At 63.4% G+C, this 18,537-nt stretch carries 24 protein-coding genes; 10 read left to right on the top strand and 14 right to left on the bottom strand.

The features are described from left to right. Position 1: 1 nt before the first annotated feature. From E1956_RS37715 to E1956_RS37705, 3 genes are all read right to left on the bottom strand, one after another. Positions 2-982, bottom strand: coding sequence for an alpha-ketoacid dehydrogenase subunit beta (locus tag E1956_RS37715; protein ID WP_134758450.1), 981 nt, complete (start codon positions 980-982; stop codon positions 2-4). Further along, complete coding sequence (gene pdhA, locus E1956_RS37710; RefSeq protein WP_134758449.1) at positions 975-2,072, bottom strand: pyruvate dehydrogenase (acetyl-transferring) E1 component subunit alpha; 1,098 nt, start codon at positions 2,070-2,072, stop codon at positions 975-977. The genes E1956_RS37715 and pdhA overlap by 8 nt, the downstream gene beginning before the upstream one ends. 68 nt (positions 2,073-2,140) lie before the next feature. Next, positions 2,141-2,470: a hypothetical protein gene (locus E1956_RS37705; protein WP_134758448.1), complete on the bottom strand. Its 330-nt coding sequence runs from the start codon at positions 2,468-2,470 to the stop codon at positions 2,141-2,143. A gap of 207 nt (positions 2,471-2,677) precedes the next feature. Here E1956_RS37705 and E1956_RS37700 point away from each other — a divergent pair, with 207 nt between their 5' ends. After that, entirely contained in the window at positions 2,678-3,187 is a 510-nt protein-coding gene (locus E1956_RS37700) for a DUF1269 domain-containing protein (protein WP_134758447.1), read from the top strand. A gap of 101 nt (positions 3,188-3,288) precedes the next feature. On the opposite strand, the gene glnA is transcribed toward E1956_RS37700, so the two are convergent. Both glnA and E1956_RS37690 read right to left on the bottom strand, forming a co-directional pair. Beyond that, positions 3,289-4,788 carry a type I glutamate--ammonia ligase gene (gene glnA, locus E1956_RS37695; protein ID WP_134758446.1) on the bottom strand — a complete coding sequence of 500 codons (1,500 nt, stop codon included), beginning with the start codon at positions 4,786-4,788 and terminating at the stop codon, positions 3,289-3,291. 18 nt (positions 4,789-4,806) lie between these two features. Continuing rightward, entirely contained in the window at positions 4,807-5,010 is a 204-nt protein-coding gene (locus E1956_RS37690; RefSeq protein WP_134758445.1) for a hypothetical protein, read from the bottom strand. A 244-nt stretch (positions 5,011-5,254) separates the two neighbouring features. Between E1956_RS37690 and E1956_RS37685 the strand changes: the two genes are divergently transcribed. After that, on the top strand, positions 5,255-5,659 hold the full coding sequence (locus E1956_RS37685) for a hypothetical protein (protein WP_134758444.1): 405 nt from the start codon (positions 5,255-5,257) through the stop codon (positions 5,657-5,659). Between the two features lie 20 nt (positions 5,660-5,679). Here the strand turns inward: E1956_RS37685 and E1956_RS37680 are convergent, their stop codons facing one another. Both E1956_RS37680 and E1956_RS37675 read right to left on the bottom strand, forming a co-directional pair. Then, a complete protein-coding gene (locus tag E1956_RS37680; protein WP_134758443.1) occupies positions 5,680-5,892 on the bottom strand; it encodes a DUF1059 domain-containing protein in 213 nt (70 codons plus the stop codon). A 65-nt stretch (positions 5,893-5,957) separates the two neighbouring features. Beyond that, complete coding sequence (locus E1956_RS37675) at positions 5,958-6,359, bottom strand: hypothetical protein (RefSeq protein ID WP_134758442.1); 402 nt, start codon at positions 6,357-6,359, stop codon at positions 5,958-5,960. Between E1956_RS37675 and E1956_RS37670 the strand changes: the two genes are divergently transcribed. Together E1956_RS37670 and E1956_RS37665 are read left to right on the top strand one after the other, a co-directional pair. Then, positions 6,334-7,728 carry an FAD-binding oxidoreductase gene (locus tag E1956_RS37670; RefSeq protein ID WP_134758441.1) on the top strand — a complete coding sequence of 465 codons (1,395 nt, stop codon included), beginning with the start codon at positions 6,334-6,336 and terminating at the stop codon, positions 7,726-7,728. The genes E1956_RS37675 and E1956_RS37670 overlap by 26 nt on opposite strands. 49 nt (positions 7,729-7,777) lie before the next feature. Next, positions 7,778-8,071 (top strand): GYD domain-containing protein, encoded by a 294-nt coding sequence (locus tag E1956_RS37665; protein WP_134758440.1) that lies wholly within the window; start codon positions 7,778-7,780, stop codon positions 8,069-8,071. Positions 8,072-8,079: 8 nt separating this feature from the next. Here the strand turns inward: E1956_RS37665 and E1956_RS37660 are convergent, their stop codons facing one another. The 5 genes from E1956_RS37660 to E1956_RS37640 all read right to left on the bottom strand — a co-directional run bounded on the left by E1956_RS37660 (position 8,080) and on the right by E1956_RS37640 (position 11,360). Then, a complete protein-coding gene (locus E1956_RS37660) occupies positions 8,080-8,457 on the bottom strand; it encodes a hypothetical protein (protein WP_134758439.1) in 378 nt (125 codons plus the stop codon). Between the two features lie 129 nt (positions 8,458-8,586). Then, a complete protein-coding gene (locus tag E1956_RS37655) occupies positions 8,587-9,333 on the bottom strand; it encodes a carbonic anhydrase family protein (protein WP_134758438.1) in 747 nt (248 codons plus the stop codon). Between the two features lie 139 nt (positions 9,334-9,472). Further along, positions 9,473-10,087: a J domain-containing protein gene (locus tag E1956_RS37650; RefSeq protein WP_134758437.1), complete on the bottom strand. Its 615-nt coding sequence runs from the start codon at positions 10,085-10,087 to the stop codon at positions 9,473-9,475. Positions 10,088-10,177: 90 nt separating this feature from the next. Continuing rightward, positions 10,178-10,441, bottom strand: a complete 264-nt coding sequence (locus E1956_RS37645) for a hypothetical protein (protein ID WP_134758436.1) — start codon at positions 10,439-10,441, stop codon at positions 10,178-10,180. 256 nt (positions 10,442-10,697) lie between these two features. Further along, positions 10,698-11,360, bottom strand: coding sequence for a response regulator (locus E1956_RS37640; RefSeq protein ID WP_134758435.1), 663 nt, complete (start codon positions 11,358-11,360; stop codon positions 10,698-10,700). A 118-nt stretch (positions 11,361-11,478) separates the two neighbouring features. Here E1956_RS37640 and E1956_RS37635 point away from each other — a divergent pair, with 118 nt between their 5' ends. From E1956_RS37635 to E1956_RS37610, 6 genes are all read left to right on the top strand, one after another. Beyond that, entirely contained in the window at positions 11,479-11,754 is a 276-nt protein-coding gene (locus E1956_RS37635; RefSeq protein WP_134758434.1) for a hypothetical protein, read from the top strand. Between the two features lie 432 nt (positions 11,755-12,186). Continuing rightward, positions 12,187-13,335 carry a porin gene (locus tag E1956_RS37630; RefSeq protein ID WP_232072373.1) on the top strand — a complete coding sequence of 383 codons (1,149 nt, stop codon included), beginning with the start codon at positions 12,187-12,189 and terminating at the stop codon, positions 13,333-13,335. Positions 13,336-13,399: 64 nt separating this feature from the next. After that, complete coding sequence (locus E1956_RS37625; RefSeq protein ID WP_134758432.1) at positions 13,400-14,392, top strand: YncE family protein; 993 nt, start codon at positions 13,400-13,402, stop codon at positions 14,390-14,392. A gap of 155 nt (positions 14,393-14,547) precedes the next feature. Continuing rightward, on the top strand, positions 14,548-15,840 hold the full coding sequence (gene oxlT, locus E1956_RS37620; protein WP_134758431.1) for an oxalate/formate MFS antiporter: 1,293 nt from the start codon (positions 14,548-14,550) through the stop codon (positions 15,838-15,840). A gap of 218 nt (positions 15,841-16,058) precedes the next feature. Next, complete coding sequence (locus E1956_RS37615) at positions 16,059-16,340, top strand: DUF4148 domain-containing protein (RefSeq protein ID WP_134758430.1); 282 nt, start codon at positions 16,059-16,061, stop codon at positions 16,338-16,340. A 97-nt stretch (positions 16,341-16,437) separates the two neighbouring features. After that, the gene (locus E1956_RS37610) at positions 16,438-17,358 is read left to right on the top strand and encodes a 3-hydroxyacyl-CoA dehydrogenase family protein (protein ID WP_134758429.1); all 921 of its coding nucleotides are present in this window, start codon (positions 16,438-16,440) and stop codon (positions 17,356-17,358) included. A gap of 31 nt (positions 17,359-17,389) precedes the next feature. Here the strand turns inward: E1956_RS37610 and E1956_RS37605 are convergent, their stop codons facing one another. Both E1956_RS37605 and E1956_RS37600 read right to left on the bottom strand, forming a co-directional pair. Further along, on the bottom strand, positions 17,390-18,007 hold the full coding sequence (locus E1956_RS37605) for a glutathione S-transferase family protein (RefSeq protein ID WP_134758428.1): 618 nt from the start codon (positions 18,005-18,007) through the stop codon (positions 17,390-17,392). Positions 18,008-18,098: 91 nt separating this feature from the next. Beyond that, positions 18,099-18,464, bottom strand: coding sequence for a YciI family protein (locus tag E1956_RS37600; RefSeq protein WP_028218155.1), 366 nt, complete (start codon positions 18,462-18,464; stop codon positions 18,099-18,101). Positions 18,465-18,537 lie beyond the last annotated feature (73 nt).

The following is an 18,537-nucleotide window of genomic DNA, read 5'->3' as shown; positions in this document are numbered from 1 at the left end:
TTCACTGCGCCTCCAGCGCTTGCCTGACCGCCGCGACGATGCGCGTGGTGCCCGGCATGTAGTGACTTTCGAGTCTGTAGAGCGGAACCACCACGTCATAACCCGTCACGCGCTGCACCGGCGCAAGCAACGAGTACAGGCCGCGCTCCGCGATACCGGCAGCAATCTCCGCGCCCACGCCGCCCGTGCGCGAACCTTCGTGCACGATCACGCAGCGCCCCGTTTTGGCCACCGAGGCAAGAATCGTCTCCATGTCGAGCGGCTTGAGCGTGGCCACGTCGATCACTTCCGCGCTCACGCCCTCCTGCGCGAGCAGATCGGCGGCCGCAAGCGCTTCCTGAAGCGCGCCGCCCCAGCTCACGAGTGTCACGTCCGCGCCGTCGCGCAGCACGTAGCAACAGTCGAGCGGCAGTGCCTCGCCGTTGTCCTCCACGGACTGCCTGAAGAGGCGGTAGAGGCGCGTGGGCTCGAAGAACATCACCGGGTCCGGGTCGCGGATGGCCGCTAGCAGCAACCCATAGGCACGCGCGGGCGACGACGGCGTCACGACGCGCAAGCCCGGAATGTGCGCAAACAAGGCTTCGGGGCTTTCGGAGTGGTGCTCGGGCGCGTGGATGCCCGCACCGCATGGCGAGCGGATCACGAGCGGACAGCCGAGCCTGCCGCGCGTCCTGTGCCGCAAACGCGACGCATGGTTCAGCACATGATCGATGGCCGGATAAATGAAGCCGCTGAACTGAATCTCCGCAACCGGCTTCAGCCCCATGGCGGCCATGCCGACCGCCGTGCCGCCGATCGCCGTTTCCGCGAGCGGCGTATCGATCACGCGCTGCGCGCCAAAGCGCGCCTGCAAGCCCGCCGTCGTGCGGAACACGCCGCCGTTCACGCCGATGTCCTCGCCGAGCAGCACGACGTCGGGGTCGTGCTCGAGCGCCCACGCGAGCGCGAGATTGATCGCCTCGACCATGTTCAAGTCAGCCATGGCCGTTCTCCGCAACGGGCGCAGCCTGAGCGAAGCGCTGCGCCATCGCCAGTTGCTCGCGCATCGCGAGCGGCAGCACCTCGAAGAGATGATCGAACATCGACGCCACATCCGGTGGCGCGACCGCGAGATACGCCTCGACCGCCTGCTCGACCTCAGCATGACACGCCTTGCCGAGCTGCTCGTCCTGCGCCTTGTCCAGCACCTTCGTGCGCATCAGGTACGACCGCAAGCGGCGCAGCGGCTCCAATTCCCACTGCTGGCTGAGCACCTCGGCGTCGCGATAGCGGGTGGCGTCGTCGGCCGTCGTGTGGTCGCCCAGGCGATAGCTGAGCGCTTCGATCAGCGTGGGGCCGTCGCCGCGCCGCGCCTTCGCGAGCGCCGCCGCCACCACGTGATGCACGGCAATCACGTCGTTGCCGTCGACCTGCACGCCGTCGATGCCCGCCGCGACCGCCTTTTGTGCGAGCGTGCGCGCCGCGCTCTGCTGGCTGCGCGGCAGCGAAATCGCCCACTGGTTGTTGTTGATGACGAGCACGAGCGGCGCCTGCCACGCGCCGGCAAAGTTCATCGCCTCGTAGAAATCGCCCTTGGAGGTGGCGCCATCGCCGAAAATCGCCACCGCGACGCGCGGCTCCTTGCGCAGCTGGAACGCGTAGGCGGCGCCGGCCGCATGACAAACCTGGGTACCGATCGGCACGCAGTTCGGAAAGTCCAGACGCGGCACGCTGAAGTCGCTGCCACGCTCGTCGCCGCCCCAGTAGAGCAGGCTTTCGGTCATCGTGACGCCGCGCAGCAACTGGGCCGCGTGGTCGCGATAGGAAGGAAACAGCACGTCTTCGGGCCGCATCGCGCTGGCCACGCCCACGCCGATCGCCTCCTGGCCCACCGACGAAGCAAAGGTGCCGAGCTGGCCCGTACGTTGCAGGGCCACCGCCTTGGTGTCGAACGCCCTCGTCAGCACCATGGCGCGATAGAGCGGCAGGAGCGCCTGAGCATCGCTCGCGAAGGACGGCAGCGGATGAACGGGCTCGCCGTCGGGGCCGAGATACTGCGTGTAGCCGATTTGAAAACTGGCAGCCGTGGTCATGACGGCCTCCTTGGTGTTTTCAAATATCGTAGGTCTTCTCGCGGGGGTGTGCTTGAGCGGTGCGTTCGCTAGGCAGCGCTAAAAACCACGGCGCCCTGGTTGGCGACTTGCGTGAAGGCCCGCACGAAGCGGTAAGTTTGCCCGCCGATGGTGAGCTCGTTGAACCCGGACTGGGTGACGCCCAGCACGGCGCTCGCCATCGCGTTTCGAATCGCGCCGTGGCGAGTCCATCCCTCCTCGGGTTCGCTCGCGTCGCCGAGAAAGATGTCGCTGCTCTCCGCGTGGCTGCGAACCAGAATCAGGCTCTGCCCCCGGTCCAGCAGCAGCTCGAGATATTCAGCGAGGGTAGCCAGCGCCTCGGCATCGGCATTGTGAGGCTCACGAGAATTTGAGGTCATGGGGCACCTGTGCTGATTGGCACGACGCTTTCTATCCTACACGTCCGTGATGCAGTTGCGCGCGGAGTTGTACCGTGGCGATGCCGCCTGGCCAGGTAAATTCAACCGCTGCGCCCGGCGCGAGGCGCGACACGCCACTTCGCTGCAGCAGGCGTACCATGAAATATTGCCGCGTGGCGCACACTCGCTCGAGCGAAGGGGGCCAACATGAGACGTCTTTATTTCCTGGCACCTGACATTCCCACGGCCAGGGCCGTCGTGGACGACCTGCTGCTGGCACGCATCACCTGGCGGCATCTGCACGTGCTCGCAAACCACACGGTCCAGCTCGATGAGCTGCCCGGTGCCTCGTTGCTGCAGAGCAGCGACGTCGTGCACGCGCTTGAGCGCGGCGTGGCGCTGGGCGGCGCGGCCGGCGCCATTGTGGGCCTCGCGGCGCTGGTCTTTCCGCCGGCGGAGCTCGTGATCGGCGGCGGCGCGGTCGTGGCCTTGACGCTGGCGGGCGCGGGCTTCGGCGCGTGGACGGCTGCCATGATCGGCGTGGATGAGCCGAACGCGCGGCTCGAACGCTTTCGCGAGGCCATCCGTGACGGGCAATTCCTGATCATGGCCGACGTGCCCGCCTCGCGCGAGGAGGAAATCGCGCAGACGGTCGCGAAGCATGTTCCAAGGGCGGATCCGGAAGGCGCCGAGCCCACGACGCCGATTTTCCCGTAAGCGCGCGTGTTCGGCTGCACGTTGAGCCGCGCCGGGGTGCGGGTATTGACGCGGCGGCCGAACTCGCCGCCGCCGCTAAGCCTCCCTGGCCTGGCGCAGCATCAAACGTCGAAGTACAGATAGAACTCCCACGGATGCGGCCGGATTCTGACCGCGTCAATCTCGCGCTTGCGCTTGTACTCGAGCCAGGTATCGATCACATCCTCGGTGAAGACATCGCCTCTGCGCAGGAACTCGTTGTCGGCCTCGAGCGCCTTGAGCGCTTCGTCGAGCGAACCCGGCACCTGGCGCACGTTCTTCGCTTTCTCGGGCGGCAGATCGTAAATGTTGACGTCGAGCGGATCGCCGGGGTCCGTCTTGTTCTCGATGCCGTCGAGTCCCGCCATCAGCATTGCCGCGAATGCGAGGTACGCGTTGGCCGAGGGATCCGGACAGCGGAACTCGACACGCCGCGCGTTGGGCGAATCGGAATACGCGGGAATGCGCGCGGCCGCCGAGCGGTTGCGTTGTGACATCGCCAGATTCACGGGCGCCTCGTAGCCGGGCACGAGGCGCTTATAGGAATTCGTGGTGGGTGCGCACAAGGCCATCAGCGCCGGCGCATGCTTGAGCAGGCCGCCGATGTACCAGCGGCACAGCGCCGACGTGAGCGCCCAGCCGTGGGCGTCGTAGAACAGATTTTCGCCATCGTTCCAGAGGCTCTGGTGGCAGTGCATGCCGCTCGCGTTGTCGGCAAAGAGCGGCTTGGGCATGAAGGTCGCCACCTTGCCGTGCTGGCGCGCCACATTCTTGCAAATGTACTTGTAGATCATCACGTTGTCGGCCATGCGCGTGAGCGTGGAAAAGCGCATGTCGATCTCGTTCTGCCCCGCCGTCGCCACCTCGTGGTGATGCACTTCCACCTGCACGCCGGCCTGCAGCAGCAAGAGCACGATTTCCGAGCGAATGTCCTGCAGCGTGTCGTGCGGCGGCACCGGGAAGTAGCCCTCCTTGTAGCGCGATTTGTAGCCGAGATTGCCGCCGCCGAACGCGCCTTCGTCGCTGCCGGTATTCCAGTCCCCTTCGGCGGAGTCGACATAGTAGTAGCCGCTGTGCGCATCCTGGCCGAACCGGATCGAATCGAAGATGAAGAACTCGAGCTCGGGCCCGAAGTAGCACGTCTTCGCAATGCCGGTCTGCCGCAAGTACGCTTCGGCCTTCTTCGCGATGTAGCGCGGATCGCGCGAATACGGCTGATGCAGCACGGGATCGACCACGTCGCAGATCAGCGAGAGCGTGGGCGTGTCGCTCACGGGGTCGACGAAGGCGGTCGTGGGATCGGGCTTCAGCAACATATCGGATTCCTGAATTTCCTGGAAGCCGCGAATCGACGAGCCGTCGAAGCCTATGCCGTCGGCAAACAGACCTTCGTGCACCTCGGGCAAGGTGATGGAGAAGTGCTGCCAGAGACCGGGCAGATCGGTGAATTTGAGGTCGACGATCTCGATCTTGTGCTTGCGCAACAGATCGATGACCTGTTGAGGGTTTTCGGGCCGCGTCACGCGATAACTGCCGGCGTCGATGGCCACCTCGGGCGCCGAGGGTCCTGTGGGACTGGACATGGGGTTCTCCCGGCACGACTACTGGTCGTGCGCGAGCGCCTCGAGGCGGGCATCACCCGCGTCTTTCGCCGCGCGCTGATTGGTGTAGGTCTCGTCGGATACGAAGATGCGCCGCACGTCTCGCGCGGCGAAGTCGACCAGCGAGATGACCCAGATCCAGCCGCCCGTGCGCTCGGCCGTATGCACGAATGCGCTCACGTCGCCCTTGTTGCTTGCGTTCATGTGACCTCCGTTAAAGAATTCCATAGGGAGCATGGCGCGTGCCGGCCTGGCAGGCCATGACGGCTCCCCCGTGCGAGTCAACGTTTCCGGACATGCGTGCGGGGTAAGGCGTCGTCCCGGTCCGGCCCCGCGCGCCATTTCATTTTAGGCAATGGGATTGGACATACCACGGGTCCATTTTGGTGCGGTCGCGCACAAGGTAGAATCTCGCCAGAACCTCATGCCGCCCATCGGGGAGTGCGTTATGACAAGCGAATGGCAGAGCCGCCGCATCAAGCTGTTTGTCCAGCGTTTCTGGCAGCCGACCAGCGCATGCATGACCTGCATGCCAGGGAGCTGGGCCAATGTCCTGAGCGTCGTCCACTGGGCCATCGCATTCAGGACAGGCGTCATCACCGGCGCGCTGGCCGTGCTGCTCACCTTCACGCCGGCGGCGAAGTTGTACGAGAATCGATACGGCAATGCGCTCGTGATCGGCTGCCTGACTGCGTTAGGCGACGCCTTGTCTCACACGAGCCACTATCACAATCACGTTCTCGAGCACCTCCTAACGGGTGCCATGTCGGGATTGTTCGCGCTCGCGGCGTCCTTCCTGCTCGAAGACCGCGCGCGCCGGATTCGCGTGGTATGGGGGCGGCTTTTTGAATGATTCACTGCGTAGCCGACATCTCATGCCGTGCGCGGAGCCTCCGCGGGCGGCGTGCCCTCGTGGAATAGCGTGACGAGCTGTGCGCGCAATTCCGGCGAATCCGCGTGGTGGTGAATCGTTACCGCGTGCTGTACGGCGGCCTCAAGCAGCTCCTTGTCCGAATCGGCGGAAATAGCCACGGTGCAATGCATTTCGCTGGGAAACTCCCGGCAGTCTATGTACTTTCGAGTCATGGTGAGACTCCTCGTTAGTCAGTTACATGCATGTCCGCAAAATTACCGAAGCATGCGAACAAATTTTAGGTTCCCTGCATTCGGCTTGCTAAAATATCGAGGAGACGACGCCGCCCCAGCATCCGCAACATGCGCCGCGCCGCATCCAGCCGGACATTCTTCATAACTATGCAGGATTGCCAATCAATCAGGGTTGTCCGGCAACCTGATACAGCCCCGCCTCCTCCGAAACACGCGTCGGCCGGGTTGCGCAGCAACGCCCGCCCCGGCTGGCAGGCTGCCTTCACGAAAGCCTGATTCTTCCCGCTTTCCTGCGAGATTTGCGTCTCGTGTCCCGCATCCATTGCCCGGCGCATGACTCCGGACAGGTCTGTTGCGCTGCCCGGCGCCACTGGACCACGCCATGCGGTATTCGCGATCTTCCTGAATGAGAGGTGTGCGATGTCCAGCCTGTCGAGCGATTCCATCGAAACATTGAGAGGTGCGTTGCGCGGTCAAGTACTGCTGCCGGCGGACGCGGGCTACGACGAAGCCCGGCAGATCTGGAACGCCATGATCGACCGCCGTCCCGCGGTGATCGTGCGTTGCCAGGGCTGTGCCGACGTGCGGCACGCGGTGACGTTCGCCCGCGACGCGGGCCTGAAGATTGCTGTGCGCGGCGGCGGGCACAATATCGCCGGCAGCGCGATCTGCGACGGCGGGCTCGTGATCGACCTCTCGCCGATGAAATCGGTGCGGGTCGAGCCGTCCACGCAGCGCGCCTATGTCGAACCCGGCGCGAAGCTGGGCGACTTCGATCACGAAGCGCAGGCATTCGGTCTTGCCACACCGCTTGGCATCAATTCGACCACGGGCGTTGCCGGGCTGACGCTCGGCGGCGGATTCGGCTGGCTCAGCCGGCGCTTTGGCATGACCGTCGATAATCTGGTGGCGGCCGACGTCGTGACCGCCGACGGCACCATGTTGCGCGCCAGCGCCAATGAGCACGACGATCTCTTCTGGGCCATTCGAGGCGGCGGCGGCAACTTCGGCGTAGTGACGATGTTCGAGTTCGCGGTCCACCCGCTCGGCCCCGAAGTCTACGGCGGGCTGGTCGTGCTGCCACTCTCAGCCGCCAGGGACGCCTTGGTGAAATACCGCGAAGCCGCGGCCAGCATGCCCGAAGAACTGACCGTGTGGAGCGTGCTGCGTCTCGCGCCGCCGCTGCCCTTCATGCCTGCCAGCGTGCACGGCACGCCCGTCATCGTCTTCGCGATCTGCTACAACGGGCCGCTGGAAAACGGGCCGGCCGCGGTCGAGCCGGTGCGCGGCTTTGGCCCAACCTGCGGCGAGCATCTGGGTCCGATGCCCTACGCAGCATGGCAAAAGGCCTTCGATCCGCTGCTCACGCCGGGCGAGCGTAATTACTGGAAGTCGCACAATCTCGCCGAGATACCCGACGGCCTGATCGACGCCCTGACCGCCGCGATCGGCACCTTGCCCTCGCCGCAGTGCGAAATCTTCTTCGGCATGATCGGCGGCGCAACCATGCGCGTGGCGCCGGACGCCACGGCCTATCCGAATCGCGACGCCTTGTACGTGATGAACGTGCATGGCCGCTGGACCGAGCCCGCCGACGACGCGCGCTGCATCGGCTGGGCGCGCGACTTCTTCGAGGCATCGGCGCCTTATGCGTTGGGTAGCGTGTATGTGAACTTCCTGACCGAAGAAGAGCACGGCCGCGTGGCCGCCGCCTATGGTCCGAACATGGAACGGCTCATTGCGGTCAAGACCCGCTATGACCCGCACAACCTCTTCAACTGCAATCAGAACATCCGGCCTGCCGCCGGTGCGTAGCGGTCATGGAGCATGAGCCGCCTGGGTCACTTTGGTAAGGAGAATCGTCATGCCGACATACGTGGTGCTTGCGGAATTTACGGATCAAGGTATCCGCACGGTCAAGAACAGCGCGCAGCGCGCCACTCAAACCGCTGAAATGGCCAAGGCCTTCGGCTGCGAGATGAAGCAGATTTATTGGACGCTGGGTGAATATGACATTGTCACGATCATCGAAGCCGCCGATGAAGCGGGATTCATGGCATTCGGCCTCGCACTCGGCTCCGCGGGCAATATCCGCACGCAGACGCTGCGCGCCTTCAACAAGGACGAATTCAGCGCGATGCTCGGCAAGCTGCCTTGACGCGCGCTTCAGGTCGAGCGACGCGTGGACGGCGCGCGGCTTTCTTTTGGCCGCCGCCGACGCTTGCCCTTTCGCCAGCTCAGGAGGTTGGCCACGACAGCCGCAACGAACGTGACGAGCGTGGAAGTGGACGAGGTGATGAGTATCCTCTCCTCGGGCTCCAGCGACGGCGTTGCGGGTCGCAACCTGGCTGCGGATTCGACGGGTCTAGACGGAGCGCCGCTCGCCACGGCTTGCGTCGCGCTTTTCAACTGAACGGCGGGGATTTGCACAAGCGGACTCGCCACCTTGTAACGCACGAACAGCGCGGCTGTGACGCAAAAGAAACCCACGAAGAGCCCGAGGAATAGCCGGCAAAACAACTCCAGCCTCGTGAAGTTTTCCATGTCCGCCTCCCCGTTGTCTTGCGCGGCTACCGCACGTCTATATTGCGCCGGAAACGCGCGACACGTGCAAGGCGGACACGCCAGGCTTTGCAAGACGGGAGGCCGAACGAGGCTCCGATACCGGTATCGTCAACCGAAGAACTCCAGGGCGCCGGTTCCGAGGTTGTACATCGCGCCGACGATCTTGATCGTCCCCTGGGTCTCCAGTTCCGCGAGCACGGGACTGTTCTGACGAATATTGGCGACGGTCATCTCGACGTTCTTGCGGGCCACGGCGTTGACGAATGCGTAGTTCGACGCGGAGCGATCGCCTTCATAAGTCGTTGCCTGCACGGCAGGCTTGATCCGGTCCAGCAATCCGGTGAGATTGCCGAGTTCGACGTTGGCAATGGCGCCCTTGATGGCGCCGCAGGCCGTATGCCCCATCACGACGATGACCTTTGCGCCGGCGAGCTTGCACGCGAACTCCATGCTGCCCAGAATGTCGTTGTTCTCGACGTTGCCGGCCACGCGGCAATTGAAAATATCGCCAATGCCGAGATCCATGATGACTTCCGCAGGTGCGCGCGAGTCGATACAACTGAGCAAAACCGCGGCGGGATACTGACCACTCGCACTCGCCCTTTGCTCTCGCAAGTAATTGCGCGCCGTGCGTTCGCCGTGCTGGAAGCGCGCGTTTCCCTGCTTCATTACATCGATGATCTGCTCGGGCGTCATCTTCTCGCGTTGCGCCTTGGTCAACGCATCGGCGCGCGCGGGTGGTGTGGCGAGCGGCCCCGTAGCCAGGCCAACTACCGCGGCCGTACCCGCCACTTTGAGAAACTGCCTGCGCCCCGAACCCCGGTATTGCTTCGGATACCCCAATATATTGCACATGGCCTGGTCCCCCGCATTCGAGCGTCGACATTCACGAATACCGATTCACTATAGGCCATCGCAACGGGGGTTCAAGACTGCGCGCGCTGGCTCTGCATGGGCCTCCAGATGCCGAATTCGTACGGTCATTCGCGCGGGCTCAAGGGTGCAAGCCGAACATCCCGTGCCAGAGTGAGCTGAAGAAGTTCGCCTGAGCGCGCTCGGCGCTCGCATGAGGCTCCTCACTGCGCGCGCGCTCCTGGGCGGCTTGCGGCATTTCCTCTTGCGGCTCCCCGGCGTCGTCGGTTGTGGCGCCCGCCCCTTGCTCGTTCGATGCGGTCTTTGCCTGCCGCGACAGATGCAGCTCGAGCGCACCGTCGGCGATGCGCGCGGCGAGCTGCGCTTCGCAATCGCGCCCGAGCAATACGCCGAACACGACGTCGCGATTGTGCCCCTGCTCGGCGAAGCGCATCGCGACGGACACGTGCCGCGCATACTCGGCCTCGCGCGCCGCCTGCGCACGCGCGGCTTCCTCGCGCTCGCGGGAAAGACGCCCCATTTCCTCGGCATACACCGCGTCGTAGACGCGGCGCTGCACGGGGTCGGAAAGGATCGCGTACGCCTCCTTGATCGCCTGGAACTGCGCATGCGCCGACGCTTCGCGCCCCACATTGCGGTCAGGGTGCGCTTTCATTGCGGAGCGCCGGTAGGCGCGCTTGAGTTCCTCGTCGTTCGCGTCGTCGCCGACGCCCAGCAAGTCGTACAACGTCGCCATGGCTCGCCCGGATAGAAATGGTTTCGAGCCGATCGTAGCATGGCAGGCACGCGCCCACAGCGCGCGCCGGCGATTGTGAACCTTGCAATCTCAGTCGTCGAATTTCCCGGCCAGCAGCGCCTCGTCGAGATCGGTGATCCACGGGGCAAAGTGGTCGGTGTCGTAGACCTCGGTCTTGCCGTTGGTAAGCCGTGTCACGGAAATCTGCCGGATGGCCCCTTTTCCCCCATCGGCCGGCCCCTGGTCCTTGTCCGTGATCCTGAACTCGCCGAGCTCGAAGCCCCGGCTTGTCAGTACCGCCTTGACGTCTGCCTGTTCGTCCCAGGAAAACTCGGCAAAGTCGTGGGCCGTCATGTTCATCTCCTCGGCGCGGCGAGCGCAATTATCCTTGCACGGTGACATGTTGAAACGGATCGAACGACACGGATCCCGACCGCTCTGCCAACACATTGCCATTGTTCGGCCAAAGTTGCCATCTCGCGCGGCACCGTCCGGCTGTTTTCAAACATCTAACATTCAGCTAACGCATAGCCTGCACACGTCTGATGATTTGCCGCTCCGTTTTCGTCGACGTGCAGCCGGCCGGGGCAATCGCTCATAGGTCCCGCGCTCAGGCGAGTTTTCCGATGCGATAACCCACGCCGCGCACGTTGTCGATGGCGTCACCGCCCAGTTTGCGGCGCAGATTGTGGACATGCACCTGGATTGCGTTGCTCTCGATCTCTTCGTTCCATCCATACAGGCGCTCCTCGAGTTGCGCGCGCGTGACGACGATTGCCGGATCGCGCATGAGCTCCTGCAACAGTGCGAACTCGCGCGTGGTCACCGCCACTTCCTGATCGCGCAACCATACGCGGTGTTGTGCAGGGTCGAGCCGCAACGCGCCCACTTGCAGCGAAGGTTGCACGCGCCCGGTCTGGTGCCGGTTCACCACGCGGATGCGCGCCAGCAGTTCACCGATTGCAAACGGTTTGACGAGGTAATCGTCGGCACCGCCGTCGAGGCCCGCGACGCCGTCCGGAGCCGCATCGCGCGCGGCAATCACAATCACGGGCGTAGCATCGTTTCGCTGCCGCAACTTCGCGAGCAACATCAGGCCGTCCTTTCCCAATACGCCGATATCGAGCAGCACCAGGCCATAGGAGGTCGTTCGGAGCGCGAGCATGGCCGATTCCGCATCCTTCGGCCAGTCCACAGCGAAACCCTCCTTGCGCAAACCGTGCCGCAACTGAGCGTCTGTCGATGCGTCATCTCCCACGAGCAATATGCGCATGGCGCTCCCCGTATTTCACTCGATATCTCGTCAATGAATTGGACACGACACGTTACACCTGGCGTATTAATCGACCGCTTTCAGAAGAACGATTCACAAAACGGGCACTGCGAAACCGATGTATCGCGTCGATATCGTCACCAACGCCAACCGCGGAAAGTTTGATCGACACCCTCATGCCCAGCGCGCTTCCGGACGCAAAACGAATCAGGCTAGTGCAGCGAACCTTAAGGGACTATTAACCCACGCAAGCACTGCATCCGAATTGCAACAGCTTAAAGTTTGCATGATTTTCGAAAGCCGAAAATCGCTCAGTGAATTCCCTGAGCCAATGGCGTATTCACGCACCTCGCTCTATCCGCAAACTTTCTATTTTTTACATTCTCCTTTATAGCCACCACGCGAAATTCCGATTTGTGTGCCGGCGCAAGGGAACACTTCCCACTCACGCCAGCCCGACCACACGGCGCTTTGCAGCACACGCTGTCACCATTTCGTCACGCGAAGGACCGCGGCGCAGCACGCCGCATCATAACCTTCGATCATTTAAACGGCTTTCATGCATAAGCTCTCTTTTATCGTGCGCATAAAATTATTCGATTGTCCTTAAGCCTGGCGCGCCGTCAAAGTTCGTTCCGGAACAGTTGATACCCGCCGCGAACCTCCAGTGAAAAGGCGCTCAACGCGGCGCCAAAGCGGCCTGCCCAACATGTCAACGGCGGGCCACCTCGAGCACCTCCGCCCTGTTCCAAAGCATCGATCTTCGGCACCGAATTCCGCATTCCCCAATTCGCAAGACAAATTACTACTAGTGAAAGGAGATGTTGTGAGCTATTCCAGGTATCGAGTCATTTGCATCGGAGTACTTAGCGTATTCGCTTCGGCCGCGGCGCACGCGCAGAGCAGCGTCACGCTGTACGGCTCGCTCGACGAAGCCGTCGCCTACTTCAACAACACGGGCGGCCACTCTCTGGTGGCAATGCAAAACGGCGACAACGCATCGACGTATTGGGGCCTCAAAGGCAAGGAAGACCTTGGCGGCGGGCTGAACGCGATCTTCACCCTGGAAAGCTCGTTCGACATCACGCGTGGATCGCTGTCGAACAATCGCATTTTCGCTCACCAGTCCACCGTCGGTCTCGCCGACGATGCCTATGGAACGCTGACGCTGGGACGGCAATTCGATCCAACGGTCGACCTGATCCAGCCGATTACCGGCGACAACTTTGCGGGACCGGCTTTCACCACGCCGGGCGACGCCGACAACAACGACAACTCGGTGTGGATCAATAACTCGATCAAGTACGCGAGCCCAACCTACGCCGGCTTCCAGTACGAGCTGATGTACGGCGTGGGCGGCATTGCCGGAAACGCGACCGGCGGCCATGCGTACGGGGCGGCCGCATCGTACAACAACGGGGGTTTGACGCTGGCCACGGGCTACCTGTTCGCGAAGAACGACGTGAACGGCAACGGCGCGGCCGACCTGACCCAGGATAACTCGGTCACGCCGCTGTTCGGCGCAACGCCCATGTTCGGCTCGCGCCAGATCGTGCAGGTCGCCGCACAGTACGTGATCGGCAGCCTGACCGCCAACATCCGCTACAGCAATGCTCAGTACAAGCCGTACACGGACTACGGCGCGTTCAACCGCACGGAGACATTCAACGTTGGCGGCGCGGCGCTTCAGTATCAGTTCAACCCCGAACTGACCGGTGCGCTCAACTACGTCTACACGCACTCGAGCGGTGCGTCGTCGGCCACCTACAACAACTTCGGCGTGAACGCCACCTACTCGCTGAGCAAGCGCACGAGCTTCTACGCGGACGTCGCGTACTCCCACGCGAGCGGCACGACCTTCAGTGAAGACGGCTCCACGATCGTCGCGGCGGGCGGCACGGTGGGCGATCTGGCAGCGAGTTCGAGCACCCGTTCACAGGTCGTGGCGATTCTCGGCATCACGCACAAATTCTGACCCCGGCTATTCAAGGCAGTCGATCAAACCCATCAAAAACGCATTCAATTCCTCTGGAGGCAACATGGCTTTTTTCAGGCATACCACGTTGACAATCGGTCTCGCAGCGTTGGGGCTGTGCTCGGTCACGGCCCACGCGCAAACCTCGCAGTACCAGCTCGTCAAGACGATCGACCTGCCCGGCAGCAAGGGCGGACACGGCGACTGGGTCACCTACGACAAGGATACCCACGCGGTCTGGCTGTCTCAGTCGCCCGATCACAACGTCGTGGTGATCGACGCCAGGACCATGACGATCAAGAAGACGCTTGCGGATGTCGATTCCGGCAACGGCATCGATTTCGACGCGAACCACGCCTATGTCACGGACGCCACCACCGGTAAGTTGATCGTCTATGACAAACATTCGTTCGACCGAGTTGCCACCGTCGACAGCGGCGGCAAAACCCCCGACGGCGTGAACGTCGACACGAAGACCGGCACGATCCTGCTCGCGAACGACGACAGCAACAACGAAGCCGTTTTTGATCCGACCTCGCCGTACGCGCTCAAGGCCACGTTCAAGCTGAAACCCGAAGACGACAAGGACGGGCCGGACGTCGCGCTCTATGTCGCCTCCACCGACCGCCTGTATCAGCCGGTGGGCGGCAAGATCGACGTGATCAATCCGAACACGCACGAGATCGAAGCGGTCTGGGATTTCGGCCTGAAAGGCGACGCCAAGGGCGGGGTCTACGACAGCAAGACGAATCACCTGATCTTCGGCACCAGCGACAAGAAGATGCTCGTGGTGGACCCGGCAACCGGCAAGCTCGTCGCCACCATCAACGTGGCGGGCGCGGTGGACCAGACGGCGATCGACACCGACAAGCGCCGCGCGTTCATTGGCGACAAGACCGGCAGCCTCGAAGTGGTCGATCTGGATTCGAACCAGGTCGTCGATCACATCCACACCGAGCCCAAGGTCCACACCCTGACCGTGGATACCGCCACCCATCGCGTCTACGTCTATCTCAACGAAAGCAACAAGGTTGGGGTGTACGAGCAGAAGTCCTGATATCGCACGCCGGTTTCGGGTGGCGCAGCGGCAAGCCTACCTGCTCTGCCCGAACGGCGCCTTCGCTGCATGAAACAGGGCGCGGCGCGCGGGCTCGCACGCCATCGCACCCACGCGCGCTGTCACCCGGCCTCTAATTTGTGGGAGAAGTCGTCATGTCATCCGCTGCCTCGCCGGCAGGTCAACCCTTGCTGGGAAACCGGTGGACGCAATTGTTCATCGGCATTGCCTGCATGGCGCTCGTCGCCAACCTGCAATATGCGTGGACACTCTTCGTTGTCCCGATGAAAACGCAGAATTTCTGGACCGCCGCCGAGGTTCAAACGGCGTTCGCCATCTTCATTCTGGTCGAAACGTGGCTCGTGCCGGTCGAGGGCTGGCTGGTCGACCGCTTCGGACCGCGCCCCGTCGTCATGGCGGGGGCCGTCTTCGTCGCGCTTAGCTGGGTGATCGATTCGTTCGCCACCACGCTGCCCGTGCTCTATGCCGCTTCGGTCATCGCCGGACTCGGGGCGGGCTGCGTGTACGGCACCTGCGTCGGCAACGCGCTGAAGTGGTTCCCCGACCGGCGCGGACTTGCCGCCGGCCTGACCGCCGCGGGCTTCGGCGCGGGCGCAGCGCTAACGGTGATTCCGATCGCGAACATGATTCACGATTCGGGGTATCGGCAGACGTTCCTCGTGTTCGGCCTCATTCAGGGCATCGCGATCTTCATTCTGGGCATTGTGTTGATTCGTCCGAAGCCGGGGCCCGGCATCAAGCCGGCCGCGCGCATCGTGACGAGCAAGGTCGACTACACGCCGGGGCAGATGGTCAAAACACCGCTTTTCTGGATGATCTATTTGCTGTTCGTGCTCGTAGCCGCCGGCGGCCTGATCGCCACGGCACAGCTCGGCCCGATCGCGAAATCGTTTGGCTTCGCGAAGCTCCCTGTGCAATTCTTTGGTGCAACGCTGCCCCTGCTGACGCTGGCGCTGTCGGTCGACAATCTGCTCAACGGGCTCACGCGTCCCGTCTGCGGTCTCCTGTCCGACAAGATCGGCCGCGAGAACACCATGCTGATCGTGTTCGTTGGCGAAGGACTCTCGCTGCTCGGCATGAATGCCTATGGACACGATCCCTATGCATTCCTTATCTTCGCGCCGCTGATCTTCCTGTGCTGGGGAGAGATTTTCTCGATCTTCCCGGCGATCTGCGCGGATACGTTCGGCAGCCAATACGCGTCGTCGAACGCGGGCACACTTTATACGGCCAAGGGCACCGCGTCGTTGCTCGTCCCGATTGCTTCGCTGGTGGCCGCGGGCGGCTCCTGGGAGCATGTGCTGATCGGCTCGGCCGTCGTGTCGATCGTCGCGGGCGTGTCGGCAAAATTCATTCTCCAGCCCATGCGTAAGCAGTGGTTTGCCGGAATGGGCGATGAGGTTGCTCCAGCACTCCAGACTCAATGAGCCGCGCCGCCAGCTTCGCGCTGGCGATTGAGCGGTGGTGCGCGGGGTTTATCGAGCCCCGTTTGGGGAACCGGCCGGCATGGCGCCTTCTGGCGTCATGGCCGGGCGCCCCCTTACGTTAACCATTCCTTAAGCCTGTCCCGCCAAGCTAGCCGTGCCAGCGACTGACCCGCCGTGGGTCCGCAGCGCTGACACCCGAATAGCTGGAGGCACAGACTATGAACCGGACGCTTAAACTGGCCGCCATCGCGGCCGCATCGCTCATCCCGGCCCTTTCTTTTGCTCAGGCACCCAATGCCTCGCCCACGCGCGCTCAGGTGCGCGAGCAATTGGCCCAGATCGAGAAGGCCGGTTACAAACCCACCGGACGCGACAACAAATATCCTTCCGACCTGCAGGCGGCCGAAGCGCGCATTGCCGCCGGGGCCGTTGGCTTCGACCACGCACCGGCTCCGGGTCAGCCCGCACCCACGATGGCCCCGAATATGCAGCACGATTGAAGCGCTTCCGGCCGAATTGCCCGCCACAGACCGTAAGCACGACGCAAGGCGCTATGCTTGCGGTCTCTGCAAGAAACAGGCAAGGAGGCCAGTCGGCATGGATAGTACGGTAACCGTAGTGGGTGTGGTCGGCACGGGCCTGATGGGCGTCGGCATCGCGACGCAATGCGCACTGCATGGCCTGCGCACGATCGTGCATGACGTCGATCCCGCCAGGCTCGGGACGGTGGCCGCGAAGGCCGGCGCGGTGCTCGACGAGCTTGTCGATGCCGGCCGCATCGACACCGCCACCCGCGCGGCAGCGCTCGCGCGCATCGAAACGGAGAGCCGGCTCAATGTCATGGCCCAGGCACAGTTCGTTTTCGAAGCCGTGCCCGAGGTGCTCGATCTCAAGCACCGGCTCTATACGCAACTCGGCGCCGTGCTCGCGCCCGACGCGATTCTCGCGAGCAACACCAGCGGCTTCGAGCCCGATCTGCTCGCGGGCCCCCTGCCCGCGCCCGAGCGCTTCCTGATCGCTCACTTCTGGAACCCGCCTCACATGATCCCGCTCGTCGAGGTGGTGCCGGGCCGCGCCACCGCGCCCGAAGTCACGGCGCGCGCCGAGGCGCTCATGAGCGCGATCGGCATGGAGCCGGTCGTGCTCGCAAAAGCGATCCCGGGCTTTGTCGGCAACCGGCTGCAGTTCGCGGTGCTGCGCGAGGCGCTCAACATCGTGCGCTCGGGCGCGGCAAGCCCCGCAGTGGTCGACCGCGTGATGAAGGCCTCGCTCGGCCGTCGATGGGGGATCGTCGGACCGTTCGAGAGCGCGGACATGGGTGGCCTCGACACGTTCGTCGACATTGCTTCACACCTCATGCCCACACTCGCGAAGGACGAAGGCGTCATCGATCTGCTGCGGGAGCAGGCGGACGCCGGTCGCGTCGGCGTGCGCAGCGGCGCGGGCTTCTACGACTGGGACGAGGCGCACCTCGCCGACGTAAAGGCAGCGCGCCGCAAGCTGATCGCAGGCGGTTGAGCGGCGAAACGCATGCCGCACGCCGCCGATATCACGCCGCCTTGCGCGCGTCGGCGATACGCTGCGGCGCTTCCGGCCGTGCGTAAAGACGCTCGAGATAGGCCTGCAAACGCGGGAACGTTTCGATCAACTGCACTTCGTTGGCCCAGTCCATCAGATAGGCCGTCACGCAATCGGCCACCGTGAGCCTGTCGCCAACAATGAACTCGCGCCCTTCGAGATGCTTCTCGAGAACGGTAGCCATGGTCATGAAATCCGCGCGCGCGAGCTCGATATCGGCGGGCAGGCGCTTGTCCGGCGGGTAAAGGAAGCTGTGCCGCGTGATGCGCCAAAGCGGCTGCTCCAGTTCCGTCACTGCGAACAGGGTCCAGCGATACACCTGCGCCCGCTCTTCGAGATCGGTGGGCAGCAGCCCTTTCTCCGGATATTTGTCCGCGAGGTACAGCACGATGGCCGCCGATTCGGGAATGACCCGGTCGCCGTCCACCAGCACGGGGACCTTACCCGCCGGATTCAGGCGCAGGAATTCCGGCCTTTTGTGCTCGCCCTCGAGCAGGTTGACCGATATGAACTCGAAATCGGCGTCGACTTCCTTCAGCCCCCAGAGCGCGCGTTGCGAACGGGTTCCAGCAAATCCGTAAAGCTTCATCACGATCCTCCAAACTGTCGAAAAACTCCTCCGCTGTGGGCAGCGGCAACTTCCCGGCTCGCGGCGCCCGCTATCCGGCAGGCCGCTCCACTCAGCCGCCCGGGATCGGCAGTACGGGCATCACTTCGATCGAATCGCCGGGGAAGATCGTGAAATGCGGATGGCGTTCGAACAATTTGGCCGCCTCTTCGTGCGAAGCGGCGCGCACGACGGTAAAGCCCGTGAGCGCATTGGCCGTATCCTCGATGCCCTCCTCGCCAATGCTCTTGGTCTTGCCGAGCGGCCCGCCGAGATCGACGATATCCGCCTTGTGATCTTCCACCCACGCCTTCCACGCGGCGATGCCCTCCCGCGCGCGCTCGGCCCGCGTCTCTTCGGGAAGCGCCCACCACGCCTGCGAGCGCGGGTTGTCCTTGCTGCCGAGGAAAACGGCGAGAAACAGTTTCTGATCGCTCATGCGACCTCCGCCTGATGATGGGAGCAACGGGATGCTGCTCCGCTGGCCTTGACAATATAGGTTGATACCAACA

This window comes from Paraburkholderia pallida (assembly GCF_004524855.1).
GTDB lineage: Bacteria > Pseudomonadota > Gammaproteobacteria > Burkholderiales > Burkholderiaceae > Paraburkholderia > Paraburkholderia oxyphila.
Note: the sequence above shows the minus strand (reverse complement) of the source record. Positions and strands in the feature narration are given on the sequence as shown.